The organism is Paenibacillus sp. FSL P2-0089, from assembly GCF_038595095.1.
Lineage (GTDB): Bacteria > Bacillota > Bacilli > Paenibacillales > Paenibacillaceae > Paenibacillus_AQ > Paenibacillus_AQ silagei.
In genome coordinates, this window is record NZ_CP152006.1 from 5,869,260 (window position 1) to 5,894,985 (window position 25,726).

Annotated in this window: 24 protein-coding genes; 12 read left to right on the forward strand and 12 right to left on the reverse strand. The window is 52.7% G+C overall.

Features of this window, described 5'->3' with window-relative positions; all coding sequences use genetic code 11:
• Positions 1-100 precede the first annotated feature (100 nt).
• Positions 101-583: a hypothetical protein gene (locus NST69_RS24600; RefSeq protein ID WP_342547403.1), complete on the forward strand. Its 483-nt coding sequence runs from the start codon at positions 101-103 to the stop codon at positions 581-583.
• Between the two features lie 251 nt (positions 584-834).
• Positions 835-1,020, forward strand: coding sequence for a hypothetical protein (locus NST69_RS24605; protein ID WP_036723496.1), 186 nt, complete (start codon positions 835-837; stop codon positions 1,018-1,020).
• A 322-nt stretch (positions 1,021-1,342) separates the two neighbouring features.
• Here the strand turns inward: NST69_RS24605 and NST69_RS24610 are convergent, their stop codons facing one another.
• Genes NST69_RS24610 through NST69_RS24620 form a run of 3 tightly spaced genes read right to left on the reverse strand, consistent with a single transcriptional unit; the run spans position 1,343 to position 3,069 of the window.
• Complete coding sequence (locus NST69_RS24610; RefSeq protein ID WP_342547405.1) at positions 1,343-2,179, reverse strand: alpha/beta hydrolase; 837 nt, start codon at positions 2,177-2,179, stop codon at positions 1,343-1,345.
• 51 nt (positions 2,180-2,230) lie between these two features.
• A complete protein-coding gene (locus NST69_RS24615) occupies positions 2,231-2,653 on the reverse strand; it encodes a MarR family transcriptional regulator (protein WP_342547406.1) in 423 nt (140 codons plus the stop codon).
• A 59-nt stretch (positions 2,654-2,712) separates the two neighbouring features.
• Entirely contained in the window at positions 2,713-3,069 is a 357-nt protein-coding gene (locus tag NST69_RS24620; RefSeq protein WP_340980176.1) for a helix-turn-helix domain-containing protein, read from the reverse strand.
• Positions 3,070-3,255: 186 nt separating this feature from the next.
• On the opposite strand from NST69_RS24620, the gene NST69_RS24625 reads away from it, so the two are divergent.
• Positions 3,256-3,804 carry an NAD(P)H-dependent oxidoreductase gene (locus NST69_RS24625; RefSeq protein ID WP_342547407.1) on the forward strand — a complete coding sequence of 183 codons (549 nt, stop codon included), beginning with the start codon at positions 3,256-3,258 and terminating at the stop codon, positions 3,802-3,804.
• A 407-nt stretch (positions 3,805-4,211) separates the two neighbouring features.
• On the opposite strand, the gene NST69_RS24630 is transcribed toward NST69_RS24625, so the two are convergent.
• From NST69_RS24630 to NST69_RS24665, 8 genes are read right to left on the reverse strand one after another with little or no spacing between them, the layout of a single operon-like run.
• Positions 4,212-5,933, reverse strand: a complete 1,722-nt coding sequence (locus tag NST69_RS24630) for a beta-N-acetylglucosaminidase domain-containing protein (protein WP_342547409.1) — start codon at positions 5,931-5,933, stop codon at positions 4,212-4,214.
• Between the two features lie 12 nt (positions 5,934-5,945).
• Positions 5,946-7,685: a family 10 glycosylhydrolase gene (locus tag NST69_RS24635; protein WP_340980180.1), complete on the reverse strand. Its 1,740-nt coding sequence runs from the start codon at positions 7,683-7,685 to the stop codon at positions 5,946-5,948.
• Between the two features lie 50 nt (positions 7,686-7,735).
• Complete coding sequence (locus NST69_RS24640; protein ID WP_340950502.1) at positions 7,736-9,382, reverse strand: extracellular solute-binding protein; 1,647 nt, start codon at positions 9,380-9,382, stop codon at positions 7,736-7,738.
• A gap of 34 nt (positions 9,383-9,416) precedes the next feature.
• Complete coding sequence (locus NST69_RS24645) at positions 9,417-10,307, reverse strand: carbohydrate ABC transporter permease (protein WP_339250777.1); 891 nt, start codon at positions 10,305-10,307, stop codon at positions 9,417-9,419.
• A 43-nt stretch (positions 10,308-10,350) separates the two neighbouring features.
• A complete protein-coding gene (locus NST69_RS24650) occupies positions 10,351-11,277 on the reverse strand; it encodes an ABC transporter permease subunit (protein WP_209876049.1) in 927 nt (308 codons plus the stop codon).
• A 24-nt stretch (positions 11,278-11,301) separates the two neighbouring features.
• Entirely contained in the window at positions 11,302-12,600 is a 1,299-nt protein-coding gene (locus tag NST69_RS24655; RefSeq protein WP_342547412.1) for a 6-phospho-beta-glucosidase, read from the reverse strand.
• Positions 12,585-13,574: a BadF/BadG/BcrA/BcrD ATPase family protein gene (locus tag NST69_RS24660; RefSeq protein ID WP_342547414.1), complete on the reverse strand. Its 990-nt coding sequence runs from the start codon at positions 13,572-13,574 to the stop codon at positions 12,585-12,587. Before NST69_RS24660 ends, NST69_RS24655 begins: the two co-directional genes overlap by 16 nt.
• A gap of 20 nt (positions 13,575-13,594) precedes the next feature.
• Positions 13,595-14,584: a LacI family DNA-binding transcriptional regulator gene (locus NST69_RS24665; protein WP_342547415.1), complete on the reverse strand. Its 990-nt coding sequence runs from the start codon at positions 14,582-14,584 to the stop codon at positions 13,595-13,597.
• Positions 14,585-14,969: 385 nt separating this feature from the next.
• On the opposite strand from NST69_RS24665, the gene NST69_RS24670 reads away from it, so the two are divergent.
• A complete protein-coding gene (locus tag NST69_RS24670; RefSeq protein WP_342547416.1) occupies positions 14,970-15,230 on the forward strand; it encodes a hypothetical protein in 261 nt (86 codons plus the stop codon).
• Entirely contained in the window at positions 15,227-15,616 is a 390-nt protein-coding gene (locus NST69_RS24675) for an aspartyl protease family protein (protein WP_342547417.1), read from the forward strand. The genes NST69_RS24670 and NST69_RS24675 overlap by 4 nt, the downstream gene beginning before the upstream one ends.
• 122 nt (positions 15,617-15,738) lie before the next feature.
• On the opposite strand, the gene NST69_RS24680 is transcribed toward NST69_RS24675, so the two are convergent.
• The gene (locus NST69_RS24680; protein WP_019908812.1) at positions 15,739-15,963 is read right to left on the reverse strand and encodes a LuxR C-terminal-related transcriptional regulator; all 225 of its coding nucleotides are present in this window, start codon (positions 15,961-15,963) and stop codon (positions 15,739-15,741) included.
• 477 nt (positions 15,964-16,440) lie between these two features.
• On the opposite strand from NST69_RS24680, the gene NST69_RS24685 reads away from it, so the two are divergent.
• The 7 genes from NST69_RS24685 (at position 16,441) to nagA (ending at position 25,552) form a co-directional block, all read left to right on the forward strand.
• Positions 16,441-17,418, forward strand: coding sequence for a LacI family DNA-binding transcriptional regulator (locus NST69_RS24685; protein ID WP_342547420.1), 978 nt, complete (start codon positions 16,441-16,443; stop codon positions 17,416-17,418).
• 201 nt (positions 17,419-17,619) lie between these two features.
• Entirely contained in the window at positions 17,620-18,534 is a 915-nt protein-coding gene (efeO, locus tag NST69_RS24690; RefSeq protein WP_342547421.1) for an iron uptake system protein EfeO, read from the forward strand.
• 4 nt (positions 18,535-18,538) lie between these two features.
• Positions 18,539-19,888, forward strand: a complete 1,350-nt coding sequence (efeB, locus tag NST69_RS24695) for an iron uptake transporter deferrochelatase/peroxidase subunit (protein WP_342547422.1) — start codon at positions 18,539-18,541, stop codon at positions 19,886-19,888.
• A gap of 335 nt (positions 19,889-20,223) precedes the next feature.
• On the forward strand, positions 20,224-22,041 hold the full coding sequence (locus NST69_RS24700) for an FTR1 family protein (RefSeq protein WP_342547423.1): 1,818 nt from the start codon (positions 20,224-20,226) through the stop codon (positions 22,039-22,041).
• 723 nt (positions 22,042-22,764) lie between these two features.
• On the forward strand, positions 22,765-23,643 hold the full coding sequence (locus tag NST69_RS24705; RefSeq protein WP_036727152.1) for a MurR/RpiR family transcriptional regulator: 879 nt from the start codon (positions 22,765-22,767) through the stop codon (positions 23,641-23,643).
• Positions 23,643-24,371 (forward strand): glucosamine-6-phosphate deaminase, encoded by a 729-nt coding sequence (gene nagB / locus NST69_RS24710; protein WP_036727151.1) that lies wholly within the window; start codon positions 23,643-23,645, stop codon positions 24,369-24,371. Before NST69_RS24705 ends, nagB begins: the two co-directional genes overlap by 1 nt.
• Positions 24,359-25,552, forward strand: coding sequence for an N-acetylglucosamine-6-phosphate deacetylase (nagA, locus tag NST69_RS24715; protein ID WP_342547424.1), 1,194 nt, complete (start codon positions 24,359-24,361; stop codon positions 25,550-25,552). Before nagB ends, nagA begins: the two co-directional genes overlap by 13 nt.
• The last annotated feature ends 174 nt before the right edge of the window (positions 25,553-25,726 follow it).

Below are 25,726 nucleotides of genomic sequence, written 5' to 3' on the forward strand. Positions count from 1 at the left end.
ATAATGACGCAAATATGCTATAATGACCTGTACCTATTCCGCAGGTATCCCCCCTTCAAGCAGCAGTCCTATTCCAACCCTATCTAAGGAGCTGTGCCCTATGAGCGATGTAATTCTCCAGCAGATTCTTGCCGAGCTGCAAGGAGTAAAGTCCGAAATTAACGGAATGAAGTCTGAAATTGCAGGAATTAAGACCGAAATCTCAGGAATCAAGACCGAAATTGCAGGCATCAAGTCCGATGTTAAAAATCTTCAGTCAGAATTCGCTACATTTAAGTCTGAAATTGTTGGCGAGTTGGTTATCATCAAGGATGAAATTGAAAGCATCAAGAATGAAATTGAAAACATCAAGACCGACATCGTTACCATCAAGGATGATATCGAAAGCATCAAGGAAGATACGAAGCTAATCCCGCTTATTCAACAGGCGGTGTCCGAAGTGAATACTGAAGTCGTTGCTGGCCGGGATTCTCTGGAGCGGATCGACCGAAGCCTGCGAGGACATGACGCAACGCTGGATATACTGGCCCGGCGTTCTATAGATCAGGAAGCTGAATTGAAACGTTTAGCTGCTTCCGCATAACATCCCGCCCCGAAGCGACCGCCCTCCCGGCTGCCGCTTTTTTGTTGCCTGCATATAGTCCATCTCACGAGGACATTGTTCTCTTATACAAATACAAACCCAGTTATCACAACATTATTCCTTATTTATTTGTCTTTATCAGGCGGACATTTCATTGCTTTTTGGATTATGTATGCTATAATGAAAGCGTAACCAAAAGAGATGTCCCAGAGGTTCATTACCGTATTTCATCGCCAAGGAGGATGAATGCAATGCTGGCAGGAATTAAGGAACTGAAGAATTGGGTAACCGGGATGTGGCAGCCGGGGATGGCTTCCGGAGAAGAGGATTACCGGAGAATGGAATACAGCGCACACCGCCATCTGCACACACCGCCAACGCCAAGCCCGCTAACTTACGAGCAGGAATCGCGCATCAAGACTGTCAAATTTCACTAATTTCCAGTTAGATGTATATATAGAACACCCTTCACCTATTAGGTTAAGGCCGCTAAGGAACGGGAGCATCCCGGCTCAGGCGGCCTTTTATTTGTTGCAGTAGATAAATTGAACTAATGATCTTTAGGTTTTAGGATTAAACGTGACTCCAGAGAAGTTTTGGACTTCCGGCCGCTGTTGTCTGCAGATTTCTCGATGTATCCCGTTTTTAACGGTTGAAATCCGCATACAAAGACGGACGCTACCGCTACTCCAGTTCCAAAATTCCCCTCCACCACTTTTCCTTTAACTATAATTTTTTAGTCCAATTTATATAGATTCATTATCTTGCTAACCACCGCAGGATCGTCTGTGCCGCTTCCTGATAGCGCTGTCCTACGAGAAGGCCGGTATGGGTGGTGTTCCAAAGACCTGTGTAGGCTGCGCGGAAATACGCTGCATTAGCTCTGCCCCGGTGCTCATCCTCATCACTGTTAATGGCATGGATCACCAGACAAGGGCAAGTAATGAACCCGCTGTCTACGGATACCCCTGCTGCCCCGAAATGATAAGAAAAGGTTCGAAACGCCTTGGCGGACTCCATCGTCAGGTATTTTCGCTGAAACGCTATGTCTTCTACCGTCTCATCCAGGCTGATCTCCTCTTCGCGGACCGGTGCGGGTACTACGTTACCCGGTACTGTCTTAACGATATCCGTATAAGGAACCTCCTCATGTACCTCTCTGCATAGACTCGAATCAATCAACACAAGTCCGGCCAGCCCGGCTGTCTCCGCCACCTTCTGGCTAAGAATTCCGCCCATGCTGAACCCGATTAGGGCAGGAGCAACTCCGCATTCAGCTTGGATCACCCGCATCACTTCATGGATATCCTCCAGATAATCTTCAAAGGTAATTTGCGTCATATCCAGCACCCGGCTCCGGTAATGACTTCTCAGATTCATCACATAACAGGTCCAGCCTTCACGGATGAAATGGGGAATGTACTTGCTCCACATCCAGCTTCCGGTATAGGCACCGTGTACAAACAGTAGGGGTACCTTATTCTCCTGTTCCTGGCCTTTTCCCGCCTCCTCTCCCTTATAAATCTCCAGGTAGAGATCATGCTCACCGACATATTTCTCTGTATGCGGCGGTAATTCATCAGTGTAGTCTCTCATTATAATGTCCTCTCTATAATTAGTTTGATATCAAACTATCACACCAAATTTTTAGAAATTATGATTGATTTTTATTAAAATCGCCAGCAAAATTGTCTGCTCCTCTTCCGTGATATCGCGGTAGAACTGCTTCAGCATAGCAGAAGAGACCGATTCAAATACCGGCTCCAGCGCCTTCCCCTTCCCGGTTAGAGTAACGTATACGTACCGTGTGTCCTCCTGATCCCTCTCCTTCTTAACCAGTCCCAGCCGGACCAGCTTATCCACAAGTGCTGTAACCGTAGATTTGTCCTTATGAATATGTGCCGAGATCCCGGCCATGGTCAGTCTGTGCTTAGACAGCAGCGCATAGAGAATATCTCCGTGAGAGGTGGCAATGTCCTCTACTCCCTGCTTCGCCATCTCTTGAACGATGAAGCGGTTAACCTTCTCGCGGATCTTGGATATAAGTGAAATAGCGTCTCTGGTCTCCATACATGGATTATAGTTTGATATCAAACCATTGTCAATAGATTAGTACATCAGTTCTGCTCCTATTCAGAGTCCTTATCAAGCAGCATGACTTCCTCACCCCGCTTCTGCCGGATCGCAATATTGGTTCTGCCCCAGGAGCACATCAGGTCAATGATTTCATTGGCTGTCACTCCATACTCGGTGATGTAATATTCCACTTTGGGCGGCATTTGGCTGTAGACCACTCTGCCGATGATCCCGTCCCGTTCCAGCTCACGAAGCTGCTGAATTAGAACTTTTTGCGAGATGCCCGGAATACTGCGCTGCAGTTCACTGGTCCTCTTGGTCCCCGACATCAGTATACATATGATCAGCGACTTCCATTTCCCGCCGATAATCTCAAGCGTTGCCTCGATCCCTAAATGATATTGCTTCATCCCCCGTACCTCCTTTGCCCTAATTTGAACACTGCTTCTCTTAGCATGCCATAATATCCGGCAAAGTCTAGTGCACACCTTGAGGTAACCTTGTTACTTTATTGTGTGTATTTACATTTTCGGGGGCTTACAAAATAATAGAAACAGCTGCACAACACAAATTATACACCGGAAAGGTGATCCCTAATGACAACCCTGGTAATCCTGGCACACCCCGATATAGAGGCTTCAAGAGTGAACCGGAGATGGAGACAAGAGCTGCTGCTGCATCCGGAGGACGTTACGGTCCACGAGCTCTACAAGGAGTACCCGGACTGGAGCATCGATGTTCTGCGGGAGCAGCGTTTATTGGAGGCGCATGACCTGATTATTTTCCAATTCCCCTTATACTGGTATAGCTACCCCCCGCTGCTGAAAAAATGGCTGGACGATGTGTTCACTCACGGCTGGGCTTACGGCTCAAGCGGAAACAAGCTGAAGGGTAAGAAGCTGGGCATAGCTATGACCATCGGCGATAAAAAGGAAAACTACCAGCCAGCCGGCTCTGTTTCTTTTACCATAGATGAAGTGATCGCGCCTTTCAAAGCCAGTGCCATCCATGTTGGAGCAATCGCCTTGCCTTACTTCGCCGTGTTCGGCGCTTCCTTCCAGGCGAGTGACGATAAAATTAATCAGAGTGCCGTGGATTATCTGGAGTACGTTCATTCCAGTAATTCCCTGGGTGGCCCACAATAAATAGGACAGCTCCTCCAGACTTAGCGTGTCGGCCGAATAGAAGCGTGTACTTCTTCTCTGCTCTATACAGTGCAATATACTCTCTTTACTCACTACGTCTCTACTAACCTTTGGCAGATCAATAATTTGTGATTCCGCATGAAATGACTTCACAATTGGTGGTTGTGCAATGCCCTTAATCTTGTCTGTTTTGATCTGCTTGAATTCATGAAATAATTTATCATTTGATAAAATTCAGATGGTGATCTAACTCACTCTTCCGTGATTTTGGTAAACAAAAAACCTCCCCTCACCCCGAAGGGAAAAGGAAGGCTTACACGTATTGTCATTGGAGTATGGCGGCAATATTTCCAGCAATTACGTTTGATTTTTGTACGGTACTTGCATTAATCAGGATCAATAAGCGCTTAGATTACCACCTCATCCTCCAAAATCAGCCGGTATCCCTTCTTGCCTTCCCTGGCAGCAAGTCCCCAGGCCTCGGCTGCCATCCAGGCGGGATCACTCCCCAGCCGGACCTTAAAGGCCCGGCAAGCTTCGGCCCGCCTGCGCAATTCTTCGCCGGCCCCGGGTTTAGCCGTTCCGGCAATCTTCTGCCGCAAGGCTCTCCACAGCTCTACATCCGCCAGGGCTCTTTGCAGCCAGGGTTCTGCTTCTGTCTGGAACTTGGAATTCTCCATTTCAAGCAACCGGTAGGAGACGCTCTCCAGTCGGTCGAAATACGCGTCAAGCCAGCGTATATCTCTGCTCTGCACAGCCTCTTTCAATTCCTCATATCCACCGCTATAGAGCTGGCTATTGAGATTCTGGCGGCAGAAGAACATCATGTCGTCTGCCAGCTCTCCGGCAAATTCGCGGACCGACAGCTCCCAGGATAGCTCAAGCATATAACGCTCACTGTTCCACATATAGTGGGCCATGGTGTTCAGTGTAATCTTGGAGCATTCCCACTGCACCATCGGATTCGCTACCACGGCCTGATGTCCGGTCTGGCCAAGCCGGGAATAACGCCCGCGGACCGGGTCCAGAAACAACCGGTCATAGTCGGCATCATTGACAGGTATGTTGTCCCACAGCCACAGCTCATGTCCGTAATGGCTGTAATTATCCCGTGCATGCCTGCTCCCGACTTGCCGGGCAAAAACGGCAGAGCCAGTCCAAAATACCTTGATCTCCGAATGCAGCTTCTCACCGATATCCCGCTTATATTCGGTATCCCAGGAGGACCAGTACTCAGAGGGGCACATCACCAGCATAACCTTCTGCAATTGACGGCTTAAATAGTCGTAGACACGGTTGGCCACATAAGCGTGTGCCAGTCCGGAGCGCTCAAGGTAATGAAGGTTCTCCCCTGACAAGGCGTAGTCGATGTCGTCCATCAGCAGGACGAAATGCCGCACCCCCATGGCGATCATTCCCCCCAGCTTCGCTTCCAGACTGGCAAAATCGTCTTCACTGCGAAACTGCAGATCGTTCCCCGGACTAATGCAATAATAGAAGTCCACCAGCTGCGCATCGCACTCCTGCTTCAGCTCACGAATCTGCTCAAACATCGCCTCAGGATAAGGCTCACGCCACAGCTCGCGGTGATAAGGATCATCCTTGGGAGCATGCATGAAGGTATTCATTCGATGAGCCGCCAGATAACGCACAGCATCCATCCGGTCCTCGAAGCTCCACGGTGTGCCGTAGAAGCCTTCAATAATGCCGCGGACTGGAAAAGAAGGCTCATCGTGAATGGTCGCCACAGGCAAGCGGCACCTGCCTTCATCTAGGCTCAGCAGCCGGTGCAGAGCATCCATTCCATACCGTAGTCCCCTCTTATTAGAGGCAGCTATCGTAACTGTGCCGTCCTTACGGATATCCAGCAGATAGCCATCCGCTTTAAGCGATCTCTCATATTTAAGTTCCAGCTTGATATTTCCAGGTTCAGGTGTTTCCTCATTTTCTCCAGACGGCTCAAGGATCACAATCGGGCCTTCGGCGGCAAGCGGCCACTCCCACTTCTGGATCATGGAGAACTTTGAAGTCAGCTCGATTCTCAACTGCTGCCCTTCCACCACCAACTCTTCACCCTGATCGTAATAGTCCCGAAAGTAATACTGCCGTTCCCTTAACGGCATCGTCATATGCATACCTCCTTAATCCGTAACCTTTACATTTCCAAACACGGCCTTGTTCCGCGAGTCATTCCCGGGGTTGCTGAGGGCAATCCCGATATACACCTTGCTTTTCATCGGGATCTGAATGGTTCCGACCGTCTGCCAGCTGCTCCCATTTGCCGAAATCGACCCTTTGAACGTATTGCCGGTTCTTGTCAGCTTCAGCCATTTCGGAGCTGAGGCAGTTGCCGTATGATCGGCCATAGTTCCCGCAGTTTCTGAACGATACTGGAAGGTGGCCCCATTCGATGGGGTAAGCATCATATCCGCGTGCTTGGAATTATGGCTCAGGGACTCCCGGATCATAATGCCGGCCTTGGCCCAGCCGTCCAGCCAACTGGTGGACTGCACCTTAACCACAATCTCCGCATTGCCGCTCACGGGTTGGTAGATATAATTCAGCTGATCCCCATTCCCCCAAATATCCGTAGAGCTGCTACTGAGTGTAAACTGCTTATTGGAAGCATTGTAGGTGGCGTTCCCCGGCATGGAACCGATATTCCGCGCCTTCCATACCGCAGGCAGCTGGGCCGGATAGTCCTGCTCTACCGGAGCCGTCCAGCCCGGCGTCGGCCAGGTCTCACGTTCATGGATGTTTGCCAGTTCCTCTTCCGGCCAGGCCCCGTAGGCAAAGAACGACAGGCGCTTCACACCCGGATAATTCTCGCGGATGCCCTTGTAGACCTCCTGATATTGATCATCGGACCAGTCATTATCCAGGGTAGCTACAATATCCACATCACTGCCGCTGATCGCGTCACTGGTATCCTTCAGGATACCGTAGGAGGTGCTGTATACCCAATCACTGTTGAATTCCCAGTCATCGAAGTACGCCATCGGTGCGACAAAGTCGATCTCATCCTTGAACTTGGCTACATTCTGTCCAACCTCGGTAAATTCCGGCGGCAGAATATATACACCGAGCTGCACATCCGGATTCGCGGATTCGGAAATATCCTCACGGATATCGCCTACATACTGTCCGATTTGTTCAGTTCTCCATTCATTCCACTGCTGACGCTGCGGCGAATCCGTATTGAAGTCAATGCTGAGCGGCGAATACCCGAACTGCGCCTGATACTTGGCAACCGTATAATCACTGACATCCATGTTGTAATTGTCGAAGCGGATCCAGTCCAGTACAACACCGTCCACATCATAATTCCCGATCACTTCCTGAATGATGGAGCGTTCATACTGCTGCACTTCATGGTGAATCGGATTGACGAAATATTCGTTGCCGTTAGAGCCCGTAAACGGAGTCTGAACCCCGTTCACCAGCGACTGCATCTGCCATTCATCATGAGCGAGGAAGGCCTGCTGGTCATGGAACTGGGGAATCCAGGCATGAACCTTGATGCCTGCGGCATGAGCTGCCGTAATGACAGCCTGCAAAGCATCGAAATTCTGATAGCCCTGGGCAATAGGAGCGATATCACTCTGATAAAATACACTGCCGGACGGAACCTCATCATCTTCATCCTGCTTCACATTCATGCTGATGACATCGACCCCGTAGCTGGTGGACAGCGCGATGAAATTCTGCACATCCGCCAAGTTCTTGAACTGGTTAACAGTCCGTACAATCACTTCCGTCTCAAATGGGGGATTGCTCTGCTCCTCGGCCTGTGCCGGAAGGGGAAGGGAACCCCCCGCTACCGAAGAAACCAACACAATGCCTAACACTGCCATGAACCTCGATCTCAATGCAAATGCCATAATATCGCCTCCACATCATAGTTTTATTTGGCCAGTTGCCCGTACGGCAGTTATTTCGTCAGGTTCATTTTCTTCACATTTTCCTGCCATTTTTCAGTTCTGAACTCAAGCAGCTTATCCAGCCCGGCTTTTTCGGTGTTCTTTCTGGCGGTATCCAGTGCTGCCAGCACCTCTTCATCCGATTTCGCCTGAACCATCTGGGCGTAAGCAAGAGTGTAAATATCTGCGATATTCTGTGCGATAATGCCGGTCTCCGTATCCGGAAGCGGATCGGTATTTACGAATTGTGTAATGTCCAGCGCGGTTTTCCAGGTCACGGTGGACTGGGCCACGGTCTCCCAGGATTTCTGGTTCGCGGAGAGCAGCGCCTCGAGGCTCATTTTGGCCGTATCAATGAAGGTCGTATTCCCGGCCCAGTTGAAGTCCTCGAATTTCCGCATCGTATCCGTACGCTCGTTAGCAGGCGTTGTCTTGTATTTCTCGTTTGGAATCGGCGCTCCATCCGCATCCTCCTCATCCCAGTACAAGCCCTTGGGGCCGAAGAATAGCACCTTCTGTCCCTCCGGACCCGTAATCCAGTCAAAGTAAGCGAAGATAGCCTCCGGGTCCTTGGCTTGTTTGGTAATGACGCTGACGTTCCAGCCCAGCGTCTCAAAGCCGCTTACAAATACTTTGGTCTTGTCTACTCCTGCTTTGTGGACAGGCCAGATAATTTCATAACCGCTGTCCGGATTGCTTGCTGTCAATGCCCGGTGTCCCTCGGCTCCATACGTAGTGATATTGGATTCGACCATGACTGCTACCCGGCCGGTATTGACCTTTTCCTTGACCGCATCCTGGGTTTGCTGCAGCGCATCCTGTGTAATTAGCCGTTCACGGTACAGCTTATTGATGTACAGCACCATCTCCTCGTAAGCGGGATCATCCAGGATCGATGACAGCTTATCGCCATCCGGATATCCCATGAGTGTAACGAACTTGCTGGTGGAGTTCTCCTTGAAGCCGCCATACATGATCTCCAGACCTGCACCCTTCTCCCCAACCTCCAGAGGGACTACATCCGGATACTTGTCTTGCACCAGGAGCAAATATTGATACAAGTCATCAAAGGTCTCCAGCGCCGGCCTGCCGAGTGCGTTATAGATATCCTTATTCACCATCCATCCGCCGTTGCCGAATTGCCCGGAGGTATACCAGTTCGGGATTTGATAGATTTTCCCGTCGTCGGAACGGAGCAGATTCAGGGTCGATTCCTTCACATATTTCTTGAAGTTCGGATATTTCTCATAGTAATCATCCAGTGCAACGAGCTGCCCCGCCTGCACCAGCCTCTCCACTGAGGACCCCCGGTCCGTAAAAATGACATCCGGCAAATCGCCGCCGACGATCATCGTGTTCAGCTTTTCTCCGGCCGCTCCTCCGGATTGGATCGGTTCAACCGTAACCTTGCGGTTCTCCTGAATCCACTTCGTCGCCTCATTCTCCCCCCATGGTGATGTCGTGAGCCAGTCGTAGTTGCCATAGAAGCTGAAGGTCACAGGCTTGATCCCGCTGCCGTCATCTGTAGCGGCCCCGGTATTCAGATTGTTCCCGCTTGTGTTCTGTGAAGTGTCAGAATTCCCCCCTCCGCTACAGGCAGCGAGCAGCAGCACCAGCGAAGTCAGCAACAGAGCTACCCATGTCAGGCGTTTGCGCATTCTTTTTCCTTCTTTCTACGTAAGATGGGGACTGCTATTCTTTCAATGAACCGACCATCACGCCCTTCACAAAGTACTTCTGGAGAAAAGGGTAGGTCAGGATAATCGGAATAGTAGCGATCATCATCGTAGCCATAGTCAGTGACTTCGTGGTAATCGTCCGATTCCGGTTCATATGATCCAGCGCGATCGCATTCGAGGAGCCAATCTGGGTCATGATGTTGGAGTTCATTACCTGCCGCAGCAGCGTCTGTATAGGCAGCAGGTGATCCTCGGTAATGTAGATCGCTCCCGTAAACCAGTCATTCCAGTAACCGACTGCGGTGAATAAGGCTATCGTGGCCAGCACCGGGCCGGAGACGGGAATCACGATCCGGAAGAAAATGCCGTAGTTGCTGCTGCCGTCGATTTTGGCGGATTCCTCCAGTCCCTCCGGCAAAGCGCTGAAGAAGGTGCGGATGACAATCATGTTCCAGACGCTGATGATGCCGGGGATAATCAGCACCCAAAAGGTATCCAGCATCCCCAAAGAACGGATGAGTAAATAACTGGGGATAAGCCCTCCGCTGAAGAACATCGTAATCATGAAGAACACCATGTATTGCTTGCGGAAAAGTAAGGTCTTCTTGGACATGCCGTAAGCTAGCAAGGCCGTAAAGAATACGGATAATGCTGTGCCGCAGAGCGTTCTGAGAATGGTGATCAGAAACGAATTCAGCAGGCGGTCATCCTGAAACACAATATAATAATTTTCCAGGGTAAAGGCTCTCGGCCACAGGGTTACACCGCCGAGCGCCGTATCGCTCCCCAGATTAAAGGAAATGACGAGCGCGTTCCAAAACGGGTACAGCATGAGTAGCGCCAGCAATGCCAAAAGGATATAAATACTCCGCTGCATCATTTTGTCGCCCAGGCTTAGTCTCATTGTTCGGCCCTCCTAAAAGGTTTATGGAGCATTGTTGTGGTATCTACCAGAGACTTACATCTGCCCGGCGGGCGATTTTGTTGGCTGTCACCAGCAGAAGGACACTGATTACCGCTTTGAACAGCCCTACCGCTGTCGCATAAGAGAATCTGGCATTTAATATCCCGACGCGGTACACATAGGTGTCGATCACATCGGAGTAGGGCCTGAGGATTGGATTGGTTGCAAGCAGCAGAATATCCTCGAAGCCTGCACTGAGCAGACCGCCGATGGCAAGAATCATAAAGATGACGATAATGGGGGTAATGCTGGGGAGTGTAATCAGGTGAATTTGCTTAAAGCGGCTTGCTCCGTCTATAGATGCAGCCTCATACAGGGTCGGATCAATGCCGGCAATCGCCGCCAGATAGACAATACTTCCGAATCCGACCTCCTTCCAGACATTTACACTTACCAGAATAGACCAGAAGTATTTCGGTACGGCAAGGAAGTTAACCGGCTCCTGGACCAGATTGAACCGTTCCAGCAGATAGTTCACCGTTCCGTTATCAACGGACAACAGCGAAAATACGAAACCGGATACAATAACCCAGGACAGGAAATAAGGTAGGTAGCTGACGGTCTGGATCACACGTTTGAAGCCCATATGCCCGACTTCATTCAGCATCAGGGCAAGCAGTATCGGGGCAGGAAACGAGATAATCAATTTTAACAGGCTAATCACAAGGGTGTTGCGCATCACATTCCAGAACTCCGGCGCCTCGAAGAACATTCTGAATTGCATCCATCCCACCCAGGGGCTATTCATCATACCGCCGAAAATATCGTATTGCTGGAACGCCATAACCACGCCATACATCGGAATGTAACTGAAAATGAATACAAAGATAATTCCCGGCCAAACCATAGACTGCAAATCCAATTGACTGTTAAACTTCTTCCACCTGCTCGGTTTCCCGGCCGTATTCATCCGCTTGACCTCCTCTGGACGATTCTATTGAAATAACGGCAAAAACGGTTTGTTCTTCTCCAGCATTTCATCCAGCAGCTGTTCCGCTACGGTAACCGAAGGCATGAGCGGATGATGAACCATCGCCTGCAGGGCCACATCCCGGTCTCCGTGTACAGCCGCCTCAATGGTAAGGCTCTCGTATTGCTTGACGGCAGCCAGCAGACCTCTGACGGATTGGGGAACCCTGCGCAGCGGAATCGGCAGCGGACCCTGCTTGGTGACTATACAATTCACCTCAATCGAAGCATCGTCCGGCAGGAAATCAATGATTCCGTTATTCCTTACATTCAGCGTCTGGATATCGCGCGAATCATTATGAATGGAACGCATCAGCAGCACTGCCGCCTCCGAGTAATAGGCTCCGCCGCGCTGTTCCAGCTGCCCCGGCTTCTCCTTCAGCTCAACGTTCCGGTACAGCTCAAACAGCTCCTCCTCCACCTTCTTCACGACTTCAGCGCGTGATCCGGCCGTTGCTGCGGCTTCCTTCTGTTCCGCTAGCATCGCATCAGTCATATAGTAATAGCTCAAGTAATAGGAAGGGATAGCTTTCAGACTGTTCAGAAACCGGTGGTCCCAGGAATCAAACGGCACATTGCTTGCCTTATAGCTCTCGGGGTAATCAATAAGCTCCTGCAGCTTGCTCTTCCCGTCAATCACGACATCGGATACCCAGTGCAGATGGTTGATGCCGACAAACTCCGCATAGATCTTCTCTATGGGAAGTCCGAAGAACCCGGAGAGCCACTTTTGAAATCCGATTGGCGAGTTGCACAGGCCTACGCTTCTAACCGATGAATATTTGTGAACTGCTTCAGTCACCATTCCGGCCGGATTCGTAAAATTCAGCAGCCAGGCATCCGGTGCCAGCTCCTCGATATCCCTGCAAATATCCAGAATGACCGGGATGGTCCGCAGGCCCTTCATCATGCCTCCGGGACCCGTCGTCTCCTGACCGATGACACCGTATCGAAGCGGAATCAATTCGTCCCACTTGCGTGCTTCCAGCATCCCTACCCGGATTTGCGTGCAGACGAAGTCCGCTCCGGCAATGGCCTCCCGGCGGTCAAGCGTCGCTGCAACGGTAATCGGCAGTCCGGATTCAGCAATCATGCGCTTGCTCAGTTCCGTAATCGTATGTAACTTCTCTCTTCCTTCTTCAATATCCACCAGCCATATTTCGCGGACAGGAAGCTCCTGGTGGTGCAGGATGATCCCTTCAATTAATTCAGGCGTATACGACGACCCCGCTCCGATAACAACCAGCTTCAAGGTTTCCCCCATGATAATTGCTCCTCCTTACCCTGTGATAGATGATCAAGAACCTCCTGATTCACATGCAACCCGCTGCTTTCCATTGCCAGAACGACCGACCCTACAACCGGCTCCCGGGTTAAAATCCTTAATGTGCCGTTCGGCGCCGCCTGCTTCACTCTTCGTTCAATGGCCCGGCGGATGATACCCGGGCGGTCTCCCTTGGTCAGCAGGCTACCTGCAAGCACGATGTCGAAGGATTCCTCCTCCATGGCCAACCGGCGGACAGCCGAGGCAGCCGCCAGACCCAGCTCATCCCCTTGCTTGACCAGCAGCCCGGTGGCCACCGGGTCCCCTTCCTTTGCCGCCTGAAACAGCAGCTCCGCAATTTGGGGAGGCAGGTCTCTGAAATGATCGAGGTAATCCTCTCTTAGCTGCGGGACATTGGAATAGCCCAGCAACTGAGTTAAGCGTTCGCTTAGGACCGTCTTCTGCTCTCTTCCGTCATCCGCCCTGAGGACACTGCGGAAGACCTCCATACTCAAGTCGTAGCCGCCGCCGAAATCCCCGAACCGGTACCCGAATCCGCCGCACTGATAGGTTTCGCCCGCCGGATTTTTGCCGCTGCAATTCACGCCGGAGCCGCAAATCAGCACGATCCCGTAATTCTTCTCTGTACCTGAACGCAACGCATTCCAGGTATCACAGGAAATCTCCGTCCGGGGAAGGCCGAGACGGCCGATGATCGGCCGTAAAATCCTAAAATCAGCCTCTCTGTCCGCTCCCGCCAATCCGAACCAGGAATAATCCAGTTGCTCCCTGGTCAGCCCGGATGCTGTAATGGCTTCCGCTACAGCCTGCTGCAAGCTGTTCTCCGCCTGCTCACGGTTCAGCTGATGATTCCCGTTCCCGCCCTTGCCTGCACCGAGAAGCCTCCCCTGTTCATCTGCAATCATTGCGTAGGTCTTACTGCCCCCTGCATCCACTCCCAAAAAATACTTCACAGATCATTCACTCCTAAATTTCAAGTTAATCGAACAGAAGCGGTAGATTCACGGATGAGAAGCTGAGGAGCAAGCTTCGTTACCGCAGGGGGCATCACCTCCCCATTGATCAGCTTCAGCAGTAAGTCAACGCCGATATTGCCCATCTGCGCCTCTGGCTGTCTGACCGTTGTGAGCCGCGGGTAGAATTCACCGACGAACTGCTGATCATCAAAGCCGACCACGGAGATATCCTGAGGCACCAGAATCCCCTCCTCACGCAGGGCTTGAACAACTCCGAGGGCAATAAAGTCGTCTCCCGAAAAAATGGCTGTCGGCAGCTTATCCTCGCGGACCCATCTCTTCGCCACCTCATAACCGCTGCTTACCGTAAAGCCGCAATATTCCGTGCCAAAGGGCGTTAGTCCCGCTTCATCCAGCGCCTGGACATAACCCCGTTTGCGCTCCATTACACTCAGGAACTCCGAAGGGCCGCCGATATAGGCGATCTGGGTGTGTCCAAGACTAATCAGGTGTCTTGTTGCTTCATACCCGCCCTGATAGTTATCGACGACGACACTCGGAACATCCTCATGCTCGAACTGGTTATCCAGCAGGACAACCGGGATGTTCTTTCGCTTCAGCTCCTCCACATATTCCTTCTCCTCCAGCGGAGACAGCAGGATAATCCCGTCCACGCGGTCCTTCTGGAACAGGAAGTTCACCCCATCATCATCGTTCTCGGCTATGGACAGTGCCAGAAAGTACCCCTGCTCAGCCAGCTTCCGGTTCACCACGCGGATCACACGGTCATAGAAAGAGTCATTAAAGTTGGTAATCGACATCCCAATGACTCCGGTCTTGCCGCGCACAAGGCTCCGTGCTGCTGAATTAGGCTGATAATTTAATTCCTCTATCGCTCTCAGCACTTTCTGGCGGTTGCCTTCACGTACAGAGGGGGAATTGTTAAGTACTCTGGATACGGTCACTACAGAGAGCCCCGACTTCTTGGCTACATCATGAATATTCATCTAAGTATCTATGCCTCCACACTCAAAAGTTTAAACGATTTAACTTTCAAAGAAATAAAAAAGATTTACTCAGCACGCCATAACTTACAGCCTGACTGAAAAATCGAACATTGAACGTCAGCTTTGCATTTATTAAAAGTATCAAAACCATTCCAAAAGTTTAAAGGTTTATACTTTACACTGATTTTACAACCAATTCCCCCGGCCGTCAATCCATAAAATGCAGCCGGACTTGACTTAATATTTCGGGAGGTTGGATCGCCGGGACTAGTAAGAGCAAAAAAAATCTCATCCCGAAGGATAAGAGAAAGCTTAATGATGCGCAAGCTGAAGCAGAGCCGCTATGATATACTAAACATATGATAAGCCAAGTGAGGTGAAGCCAATGAAGTGGGGAGAGATTACAGAATTGCACCCAAGCCGCTTTGTACTGGTGGAAGCAATTAAAGCAAGCTCAAGTAACCGCATGCGTCATTTAGAAGATATGGCAGTCATACAAGATTACGATAACCCGCAAGAAGCGTGGAGCGGCTATAAAAAGCTGCATAAACTTCATCCAAACCGTGAACTGTATGTATTCCATACAAGCAGAAATGATGTTGAGTTTGTGGAAGAGTTTTTTTCAGGAGTAAGGCAACCGATATGAAGTTACACCTCCTCCATGGCCTGACTATTATTTCTTTGACACTAACTCACCAAGGTAAATCCATTTCTCTTAGAAATCTTTTATTTGATACTGGCTGTGCTGCAACCGTTTTTGATTCCGATATACTAGCTGTAATAGGTATCGATATTGATTTTATTAACGGAAGAGCCAAGCGAATGTATGGAGTAGGAGGAACGAGCGAAATTTGTTATGAGCAGCAGATTCCCGACTTTTGCATTGAAGATATCGATTTGAGTGATTTTCCCATACTGCTTGGTTCGATTCAAGAGCCTTACGGCTTTGATGGAATTATTGGCATTGATTTTATGATGAGCGCCAAATGCAAGGTGAATTTTGAAACCATGACCATCGAACTTGATAAATAAACCAAGCGATGCCCCATCAGAGGTCAGCAAGCGCTTGGTTTATTTTTGCCCGCAACAAAAAACCTCCCCTCATCCCGAAGGATAAGAGAAGGCTTAAACGCATCACCTCTGAAGCATGGCAGCTATATTTTCAGCTCCCCAAGCTTGATCAGCTCGACAACCGCTTGCGAACGGCCTTTTACGTTTAATTTTTGCATTACGTTTGAGATGTGGTTGCGGACGGTTTTTTCGCTGATGAATAACAGTCCGGCAATATCCCGTGTAGTTTTGTCCTGCACAAGAAGCTCGAATACTTCGCGTTCACGATGCGTCAGCAAAAATTTGCTATGATGTTCGTTGCCCTTCAATGGTGTCACCCCTCCTTGCCCTGGGTTTGTTTGGTATAACAAGGTAAAGGGATACAGTCAAAACATACTATGTGGAGGGGCAGTTAATGGTGCTGTCGCAGCATTAAATTGGGCGGGGGCAGGCGCGGAGCATGGACAAACCCGGTACTTCTGACCCGAATGCACACAAAAAACGGCTGCTGCTCCTTAGTCATTAAGGCGGCATCCGTCGGGCAATGTCTATAGAAACCACGCTGCTAAAGGGTTGCTCAGGAAAAAAATATTGCTGAACATCCTTCCTGCCCGCAGCGTGAAACGGCTAACGTTACCGGTCCGTCACGCCCTTGCGGTCACGCCGGTTTCTCCGGTAAGGCTTGTTGCACCCCCAGTGTAAAGTATGAAATGGATTCCATAGCAAGCTTTTTATCGGCCGAAAAGCTGTTCATTTCTATGTTAGAATAAGGTCATACCAGTCTCACACAGGAGGCGCAGACGAACGTGGCTAATATTAAAGAAATCGCCCGGATGGCCGGAGTGTCTGTAACGACCGTCTCACGGGTGCTCAATAATCATCCGTATGTCAGCAAGGACAAAAGAGCCGCTGTATTGCAAACGATTGAGCAGCTCGACTATACCCGCAATATGAACGCCGTTCATCTGATTACCGGACGTACCGGTGCGGTGGCGGTGATTCTGCCGTATATTCATGCTTTTTATTTCTCGATTATTATGAATGGACTTGCCCACGAGGCGCTGCTCTCGCAATACCGGCTGATTCTGTGCCAGAGCAATTACCTGGAGGAAGAAGAAATCAAAGTGCTGGAGATGCTGCGCCATAAAGAGATTGACGGTGTTGTTATTGTATCTACTGCGCTGAAACCGGACATCATCGAGGAGTATACGGCCTACGGTCCAGTTGTCACTTGCCAGGACAGCGGAGAGCGGCGCTATTCCTCTGTCTATATTGAGCATTATGCGGCTTTTCGGGAGGGGCTGGAGTACTTGACCGGCAAAGGGTACCGCTCCATCGGGTATTGCGAAGGAAGGAGTAACGGCAGCAGCGCCGTGATCCGGCAGGCTGCTTACCGCGAATTCATTGCTGAGCATAAGCTGGCTTTTGAAGAGGAATGGATGATCTATGACTGTACAACGGAGGAAGACGGCGCAGCCGCTGCACAGTCCCTGCTGAAGATGCCACAGCGGCCGGAAGCCATAATTATTACTGGAGACCATGTAGCTGCCGGGCTGATTATTGAAGCGCGTAGAGCCGGCCTCAGCATCCCTGGGGACCTCGCAGTTATGGGCTTCGATAACCAGCCGATTGGACGGCTGCTTCAGATTACCACCATGGACAACCACCTGTATGAGATGGGGGCCGCCGCCTTCCGCATTATCCATGAGCAGATTCACTCGGAGCGCCCCGAGCCGGTCTACCGCAAGCTGGACTACCGGATTATTGAGCGGGCCACGGTGTAGAATCCGATCAGCCGGAAATTTATAAATACGAACTGCGTCTTCCGCCTGCCGGGAGGCGTATTTTTGCATTTTATTTGTGCGGATCAGTATGAATATGATAATTATCACTTTTTTATTGACAGCCAATAGGGGGAGATTTATGATAAGTCCATCATTGATAACGATTATCATTTTCATAAATGAAAAGGGGTATCCATACAGATGAAAATAGGCTATGCAGTACCCGCAGGTTTGCTTGCGGCTTCCCTCCTGTTTGCCGGCTGTGCGGGCAAGGACAACAGTAATAACGATGGCAACAACGGCAACAGTGGTAACAACTCAGGGAATAATGCTGCAGCCCAGGCAGGCAGCGGGGCAGAAAGTGTAGCGAAGGCCGGAGGTGAGACGAATGCAGATTTCACCACTGCCATCGACGAATACCGCAAATACGTCATTGAACAATGCGATGCGTTCGTTAAGCAGACCGAGGGCTTCACGGATGCTGTCAAGGAGGGCAAGCTGGATGAAGCCAAGACGCTGTATGCTCCGGCACGCATGCATTATGAGCGGATCGAGCCGATCGCTGAAGCGCTTGGGGATCTGGACCCGAATATTGATGCCCGTGAGAATGATGTAGATGCTGCGGACTGGCGCGGCTTCCATAAGATTGAACAGGCTCTCTGGCAGAACAATACAACGGAGGGCATGACGGATGTCGCGGACCGCCTGCTGAAGGATGCGCAGCTGCTGCGCGCCAAGGTGGAGACGGCCGGAATCGATGCCAATCTGCTCGTTACCGGGGCTGTTGAGCTGCTGAATGAGGTCTCCTCCTCCAAAGTAACGGGGGAAGAGGAGCGTTATTCCCATACGGATTTGTATGATTTTGTGGCGAATGTGGAGGGGGCCCAGAAGATCTATGAGCTGCTGAAGCCGGAGCTGGCCAAAAAAGACCCGGCCCTTGAGCAAACCATCGGCGAACGGTTCAACGCCTTAATGAATGAGCTGGCGCCGTTCAAATCGGGGGAGGGTTACGTCTCTTACGAAACGCTCAAACCGGAGGAGGTCCGCAGGTTAAGCCAGAACCTCGACGCCTTGGCTGAGCCGCTATCCAACATGGGAACGATTCTGGGAGTGTGACGATATGAACAAGAAAGATAAGAATTCCCGGAATAAGGCTGACGCGGATCACGGGATTCCTGCGCCGGAGACCAAACTGTTCAACACCAAATTCAGCCGCCGCGATATGCTGCGGCTGACCGGTGCCTCGGGTCTCGGGCTGCTGCTCGGCGGAGGCGGTGTGGGCGGCATTATGGCGGCACGCCAGGCAGCAGGACGGGCGGTCCCGGCCGCCGCAGCCTCCGGGCAGAATGAAGAGCAGGCGGATACGATCCCCTTCTACGGCAAGCATCAGGCGGGGATTCTTACCCCTGCGCAGAATTTTCTGTGCTTCGCTTCATTTGATGTGACGACTACCAAGGTCAGTGATCTGAAAAAACTGCTGGAGGACTGGACTGCCGCCGCTGCTGCCCTGACCTCGGGTACGATGATCGGCACGGCGAACGACAAGCCCAATCTCCCGCCTACTGACACCGGCGAGGCGGACGGCCTCACTCCTTCGGGGTGCACGCTTACCTTCGGGGCAGGTCCGGCCCTGTTCGACAGCCGCTTCGGCCTCTCCGGCAAACGGCCCGCCTCCTTCACCGAGCTCCCGGCATTCCCAGGGGACAGCCTGGAGCCGCAGTGGTGCGGCGGCGATCTCTGTGTGCAGGCCTGCGCGGACGATATGCAGGTGGCGTTCCATGCCATCCGCAATCTCGCCCGTATCGCCAGGGGTACGGCGGTGCTGCGCTGGACCCAGGAAGGCTTCCAGCGCAGCGGCAGCGCCGATCCGTCAGGCGGCACCCCGCGTAATCTGCTTGGCTTCAAGGACGGCACGGGGAATCCGGACGTCACCGATGAGGCGCAGATGCGAAATATCGTCTGGAGCGGCAGCGCCGATGGCCCGGCCTGGATGAACGGGGGCACGTATCTTGCGGTGCGACGCGTACGGTTCCGTATTGAGGTCTGGGACCGCTCCTCGCTGAGCGATCAGGAGGCCACCTTCGGGCGGCACCGGCAGAGCGGTGCACCGATTGGAGCCGGAGATGAATTCGCCGAGCTGAATCTGGCAGCAGCCGATGCCAGCGGCAAGCCCGTCATTCCGCCGGATTCCCATTCCGCCCTCGCTCATGGGGACGGCTCGGTCAAGATTCTGCGCCGCTCCTACTCCTATTCCAGCGGCATGGATCTCAAGACCGGACAGCTTGATGCCGGTCTGGTGTTCATCAGCTTCCAAAAGGATCTGATGAAGCAGTTCGTCAGCATCCAGCAGCGCCTTGCGAAGAATGACCGGCTGAATGAATACATGGTTCACACCGGCAGCGCCGTCTTCGCCTGCTTCCCGGGTGTACTGGAAGGCGGATATATCGGGGAGCTGCTGCTCGAGGGATGAAATGCCTAGGTTGTGACCGGTGACGCTGAGGAAGCAGGGCTATGGGGATTGCGAGGCCGAAAGCGCAACGGCGATTCGGGGACCGGAGAGGACGGAAAGGTAGCTGATCGTTACGGACTGAGAGGCCTTTATTTTCTCTTTTCGAGCATATTCAGCTACTCCAACGGACTGCACGGCGCTTATTTCCGCTACAGCGGGCGTTTTCCTCCCAATTATTTGTACATAAGCTCCACTGAGTCCGTTTAACTTGCAGAAACGTTAATATTACTAAAATAAGCGCAGCTGAGTCCGTTGCAAGTGACCCCTCCTCGCTAAACTTGAAGGGAATGATCCCGATGATGATCACGGTTACACAGAGTCCATGGCGGCCGATCAGGGCAGCGCTGCTGCTCCTCTGCCTGCTTGTGCTGCTGCCCGGCGCGCCGGCTTCTGCGTCAGGCGCGCCGCTGGATGAGCTGCTGCCGCCTGTAGGCAGCGCGCTGGTCGAGGCCGGCCAGAGCCGCTGGGAGGCGGCGGCGGCCGATGTTGAATCGTTCGCGGCGCTGTGGCGCAGCGCGAACGAGAGCAAGCCGGACCCGGCACTCGCCGGTCCGGCTGCTGAGGTGGACGCCGCGCTGGCCGCCGCGGCGGAAGCCTTGGCGGGCGGCGGCGGAGCGCCCGCCAAGGCGGCCCTGTCCACGCTCGCCCGCAGCGTGGACGCGTTCGTCACCGCCGCCGCAGGCGAAGGCGGCGGTGACACGGGCGCCGCCGGACGCGCAGCGGCGGCGAAGCTGCTGCCCGCGGCGGAGCGCACGCGGGATGCGGCGCGCAGCGCCGACTGGGCCGCGGCGGCGGAAGCCTACCGCGCCGTGGTGAACGGCTGGACGCCGGTGGAACGCGGCATCCGGGCAGACAATCCCGCCGTCTACGGCTTGCTGGAGACGAAGATGAGCCTGCTGCGCATTGCGCTGCAGGCAGAGCCGGTCCGCGGAGAGGCAGCGCAGGCGGAATCGGAAGCGCTGGTGACGCTGCTGTCCGGCTACAGCGAAGGCAAAACCGTCGATACCGGTGGCGCGCCAGCGGAGCCGGCTTCCATTGAAGGGCTGATCAGCTATCTGAAGCAAGCTTCCGCCTCTGCCCAGGCCGGCGACAGCGCAGCAGCCGCTGATATAATGGAACAGTTCATCGCTGCCTGGCCTTCGGCCGAAGGCCAGGTCCAACTGGCCTCGTCCAAGGTCTATGCCAGCATCGAGAACAAGAGCACCGCCGTCACCGGTTATCTGCTCTCCAGCCCTCCGAAGCTGGACCAAGCGCTATCGCTTATGGACACAATGCTCTCTGAGCTGACGCCGCTGGCCGGGGAACAGACTTATACCGCATGGGATGCGGCACTCATTCTGCTGCGCGAGGGGCTGGAGGCGATTCTTGTACTCGCCGCCCTGCTTGCCTATCTGCGCCGTGAAGCAGTACCGGCGGCCCGCCGCTGGGTCTGGTCCGGCGCAGCGGCAGGTCTGGCTGCAAGCATCGGCCTCGCCGTATTGCTGACCTATTCCCTCTCCCAAGCCGCCTCCGGCGGCGCACGCGAGCTGATCGAAGGCATCACCGGCCTCGTCGCTGTGGTCATGATGCTCACCGTCGGCCGCTGGCTGCATGGGAAATCCAGCACGGCAGCCTGGAATAAATATGTGGACCGCCAGATGCAGGGCGCTCTGGCCAAAGGCAATCTGTGGTACCTGTTCTTCATCGCTGCGCTGGCCATTTTGCGCGAAGGGGCCGAGACTACGATTTTCTACGCAGGAATGGCACCGGCCATTAATACCTCTCAACTGCTGCTCGGGATTGGCAGTGCCCTTGTGATCCTGATTATCCTCGGCTATGCCATGATTGCACTGAGCGCCAGATTGCCGGTTGCCGCCTTCTTCCGCGCTGCTACAGTGCTGATCTACTATCTGGTGTTCCGCTTCCTAGGTGAGAGCCTTCACGCCTTGCAGATCGCCGGCAAGCTGCCCGCCCATAACGGGCACAGTCTGCCTTCCATCGGCTGGCTGGGCATATATCCGACTTGGGAGACCACCCTCCCGCAGCTGCTGATTCTTGCCTTCATCCTGTGGGAGCTGCTGCGCGGCAGACGAACTGCAAATAGGACAAAGGCTGCAAACGGGATCACGAAGTAACTATACTAATTATGTAAAAGCTGCAATCTGTGCGTGTGCCTTCAAACACGCAGATTGCAGCTTTTTGTATCTCTGCCCTAATCCGAACTTGTAAGGAATATTTACAAGTTCAGATTAAAGAATCAACAGAAGTTGAATGCCGTGTCAAACACTAATCGCTGAGCGTGCAAGTGCAGAAAAGGACCATATAGGATTACCTGCGCGTCAGCACAATGTATGTTGTTTTCCACATACATTTGGCCCATGTGCCTGCGCGTCAGCATAATGTATGTTGTTTTCCACATACATTTGGCCCATGTGTCTACGCGTCAGCACAATGTATGTTGTTTTCGACATACATTTGGCCTATGTGCCTACGCATCAGCACAATGTATGCTGTTTTCCACATACATTCGCATTTGGCCCATGTGCTTACGCGTCAGCACAATGAACGTTGTTTTCCACATACACTTGGGCCGCAATTATATACATACTTTATCCAAAATCCACCTCCCTCCCCCTTAATTCAGCCCCAGATCAGCCTTAAACCAAACTGCCTATTGCAACCTTCCGCAATTTGTTTTATCCTGAGTATGAAAATAATTTTCTTAATAAACATATGAATTGTGTAAAATAATTTCAGAAAGCGGTGCATTCGGCCAGATTAAGTATTCATTCTACATGTACATCTTATAAGTAGAGAAAGCTACATGAATCTGAATCTATAGAAAAGAAGGTGAACGCTTGTCTCCCATTCTGCATGCTCTGGAGCATGACAAGCCCAAGCTGTCGCAAATGGAACGCAAGCTGGCTGAGCGTATTCTGGCCTCGCCCGGGGAGATTGTCCATATGGGCATCACCGAGCTGGCGGAGGAATGCGGTATCAGCACAGCGACGATTACGCGGTTCTGCAAAGCGCTGCACTTCAAGGGGTATCCCGATTTCAAGCTCAAGCTGGCGGCTGAGCTGGCGCATAGCGATGGCTCGCCGGAGACCGGCAGCTCCTCTTATCAGGACATCGTGGCCGGCAATCCGCTGCAATTCATTGTAGAGGCCATGCAGGCCAACCACCTGGCCTCGATCCGGGATACCACCTCGCTGCTGGATCTGAGCCGGCTGCAGCAGGTCATTGATCTGCTGTGCCGGGCGCGGCGGGTTGATCTGTACGGGATGGCAACCTCATCCATCGTAGCCCAGGATTTCTATCAGAAGCTGATCCGCATCGGCGTGAACTGTACCGCTTTTGCCGATTCCCATATGCAGATTACTTCCGCTTCCTCACTCTCTTCCGGCGATGTAGCCTTCGCAGTCTCTTATTCAGGAGAGACCCCGGAGACGGTGGATGCCTTAACCTGTGCGGCCGCAAGCGGCGCAGCCACGGTGTCGTTAACCTCATACGGAAGCAGTACTCTCGCTACACTCGCTGATATTCCGCTGTTCTCCTCGTCTCTTGAGCAGGGCATGCGGCGCGGTGATATGGCCTCACGGATCGCACAGCTGCACATTATCGATATTCTGTTCACCGGCATGGTCAGTACCCGGTTTGGAGATTTCATCCCCAAGCTGGAGCAATCTTATCTGAACGTCCAACATTACCGTCATAAACGGGGAGGTCAAATCTAATGAACATTTTGAAATTTCAGCATGAAGAAGATTTCGCAGCCACAGGAGCCAACCTGATCGCCAGTCTGCTGCAGAGCAATCCCAGAGCCGTTCTGGGGCTGGCTACCGGAAGCTCCCCTGTCGGGGTATACGAGAAGCTGGTGGAGATGCACCGCAAGGGCAATGTCAGCTTCGCCAAGGCATCATCCTACAATCTGGACGAATATGTCGGACTGCCTGTGGATCATCCGCAGAGCTACCGGAGCTTCATGAATGAGCATCTGTTCAATCACATTGATATCGACCTGGCACGCACCCATGTGCCTAACGGAAATGCTCCGGACCTTGCGGCCGAATGCCGTGCGTATGACAAGCTGCTGGAGGATAACGGTCCGGTGGATCTGCAGATCCTCGGCATCGGCAGCAATGGCCATATCGGCTTCAACGAGCCGGATGCCAGCCTGAGCAGCGGAACACATGTGGTCGATCTGCTGGAAGAGACCCTGGAAGCCAATGCCCGCTTCTTCGAGCGTGTAGAGGATGTGCCGCGTCAGGCAGTAACAATGGGCATCGGCGGAATTCTTAAGGCGAAGCAGATTGTACTGCTTGTCCGCGGGGAAGAGAAGGCGGAAGCGGTTAAAAATGCGCTGGAGGGCCCAATCACTACCCAGTGTCCCGCCTCGCTGCTGCAGAGCCATCCGAATGTGGTCGTCCTGCTGGATGAAGGAGCTGCGAAATGGCTGAAATAAACGGTGCGCACGGAGAATTGTTGTACGGCAAGGTGCTGACTCCTGACGGAATCACCGAGCAGGGTGTAATTGCCGTAGCGGACGGCTTGATTCAATATGCCGGAGAAGCCTCCTGGCTGCCCGCAGCCTATGAGAGCTGGCAGACAGTCACCCGGGAGCCGCAAGGTCTGCTGATCCCCGGATTCGTCGATGTGCATGTGCACGGCGGAGCCGGACATGACTTCATGTACAGCGATGCAGATGCGCTTGACGATATCACACGGTTCCATGCCTCACACGGGACGACCTCTATGCTTGCTACAACCATGACGGCTGCCAAGGCAGACATCGATCAGGTGTTAGCTGAGGTGGATGCTTATCGTTCCCGTGAGGGCGGCATGCCTTATGCAAGGCTGGCAGGTGTACATCTGGAGGGACCGTTCATCAGCGTGAGATGGCCAGGAGCGCAGAATCCTGAGCACATTGTTCCGGCTAATATAGAATGGCTGAAGGAATGGGAGGACAAGTATCCGGGAATGATCCGTCAGGTCACCCTGGCTCCTGAGCGTGAAGCTGCCCTGGAAGCTATCCAGTGGCTGCGCAAGCATGGCATTACGGCTGCGCTCGGCCACACAGATGCCACATTCGAGCAGGTGATTACCGCTGCAGATGCCGGGCTGAACCATGCGGTGCACATGTTCAATGCCATGACACCGCTGCATCACCGCAAGCCGGGAACAGCCGGTGCCGTCCTGTTCGATCCCCGGATCAGAGCCGAGGTCATTGCCGACGGCATCCATGTTCATCCGGCAGCCATCAGCCTCATTACCCGGCTCAAAAACAATCATAATCTGCTGCTGATCACAGATGCCATGTCAGCAACCGGACTCAGCGACGGAGAATATGCCATCGGTGATCTGCCTGTGATCGTCAAGGACGGCATAGCCACGCTGAAGGAGCACCCCGAAGCGCTGGCCGGCAGCACACTGACGATGATTAGCGGGTTCCGTTATCTGGTTCAGGAGGTTGGTCTCAGTCTGCTGGAAGCCTCACAGGCTGCCAGCCTTAATCCGGCGCTGTCGCTCGGCATGCAGCGGTCTATCGGAACGCTTGAGGCAGGGAAGCGCGGCGATATTCTGCAGCTGGATCAAGACCTGAACCTGCGGGGCGTATGGATCGGCGGACGTAAGCTGGAGGCCTGATCCGGATAAGACACAGCTTCGTATTCGTATAAACACAACAATGCAGCCCTCTCACCGGAAATCCGGGTGAGAGGGCTGCATTGTTTGCGTCTGTCGTCATTCACTTTTGCCCTTCTGTGCCGTCATTTGAATAAGCCTCATATCCCTCTGGAATACTATCTTCATTCAAAGCAC

What these genes read in the sequence shown, in the direction of transcription:
- NST69_RS24600 (WP_342547403.1), top strand. Translation starts at nt 101, where the DNA reads ATGAGCGATGTAATTCTCCAGCAGATTCTTGCCGAGCTGCAAGGAGTA.
- NST69_RS24605 (WP_036723496.1), top strand. Translation starts at nt 835, where the DNA reads ATGCTGGCAGGAATTAAGGAACTGAAGAATTGGGTAACCGGGATGTGG.
- NST69_RS24610 (WP_342547405.1), bottom strand. Translation starts at nt 2,179, where the DNA reads ATGAGAGACTACACTGATGAATTACCGCCGCATACAGAGAAATATGTC.
- NST69_RS24615 (WP_342547406.1), bottom strand. Translation starts at nt 2,653, where the DNA reads ATGGAGACCAGAGACGCTATTTCACTTATATCCAAGATCCGCGAGAAG.
- NST69_RS24620 (WP_340980176.1), bottom strand. Translation starts at nt 3,069, where the DNA reads ATGAAGCAATATCATTTAGGGATCGAGGCAACGCTTGAGATTATCGGC.
- NST69_RS24625 (WP_342547407.1), top strand. Translation starts at nt 3,256, where the DNA reads ATGACAACCCTGGTAATCCTGGCACACCCCGATATAGAGGCTTCAAGA.
- NST69_RS24630 (WP_342547409.1), bottom strand. Translation starts at nt 5,933, where the DNA reads ATGACGATGCCGTTAAGGGAACGGCAGTATTACTTTCGGGACTATTAC.
- NST69_RS24635 (WP_340980180.1), bottom strand. Translation starts at nt 7,685, where the DNA reads ATGGCATTTGCATTGAGATCGAGGTTCATGGCAGTGTTAGGCATTGTG.
- NST69_RS24640 (WP_340950502.1), bottom strand. Translation starts at nt 9,382, where the DNA reads ATGCGCAAACGCCTGACATGGGTAGCTCTGTTGCTGACTTCGCTGGTG.
- NST69_RS24645 (WP_339250777.1), bottom strand. Translation starts at nt 10,307, where the DNA reads ATGAGACTAAGCCTGGGCGACAAAATGATGCAGCGGAGTATTTATATC.
- NST69_RS24650 (WP_209876049.1), bottom strand. Translation starts at nt 11,277, where the DNA reads ATGAATACGGCCGGGAAACCGAGCAGGTGGAAGAAGTTTAACAGTCAA.
- NST69_RS24655 (WP_342547412.1), bottom strand. Translation starts at nt 12,600, where the DNA reads ATGGGGGAAACCTTGAAGCTGGTTGTTATCGGAGCGGGGTCGTCGTAT.
- NST69_RS24665 (WP_342547415.1), bottom strand. Translation starts at nt 14,584, where the DNA reads ATGAATATTCATGATGTAGCCAAGAAGTCGGGGCTCTCTGTAGTGACC.
- NST69_RS24670 (WP_342547416.1), top strand. Translation starts at nt 14,970, where the DNA reads ATGAAGTGGGGAGAGATTACAGAATTGCACCCAAGCCGCTTTGTACTG.
- NST69_RS24675 (WP_342547417.1), top strand. Translation starts at nt 15,227, where the DNA reads ATGAAGTTACACCTCCTCCATGGCCTGACTATTATTTCTTTGACACTA.
- efeO (WP_342547421.1), top strand. Translation starts at nt 17,620, where the DNA reads ATGAAAATAGGCTATGCAGTACCCGCAGGTTTGCTTGCGGCTTCCCTC.
- efeB (WP_342547422.1), top strand. Translation starts at nt 18,539, where the DNA reads ATGAACAAGAAAGATAAGAATTCCCGGAATAAGGCTGACGCGGATCAC.
- NST69_RS24700 (WP_342547423.1), top strand. Translation starts at nt 20,224, where the DNA reads ATGATGATCACGGTTACACAGAGTCCATGGCGGCCGATCAGGGCAGCG.
- nagB (WP_036727151.1), top strand. Translation starts at nt 23,643, where the DNA reads ATGAACATTTTGAAATTTCAGCATGAAGAAGATTTCGCAGCCACAGGA.
- nagA (WP_342547424.1), top strand. Translation starts at nt 24,359, where the DNA reads ATGGCTGAAATAAACGGTGCGCACGGAGAATTGTTGTACGGCAAGGTG.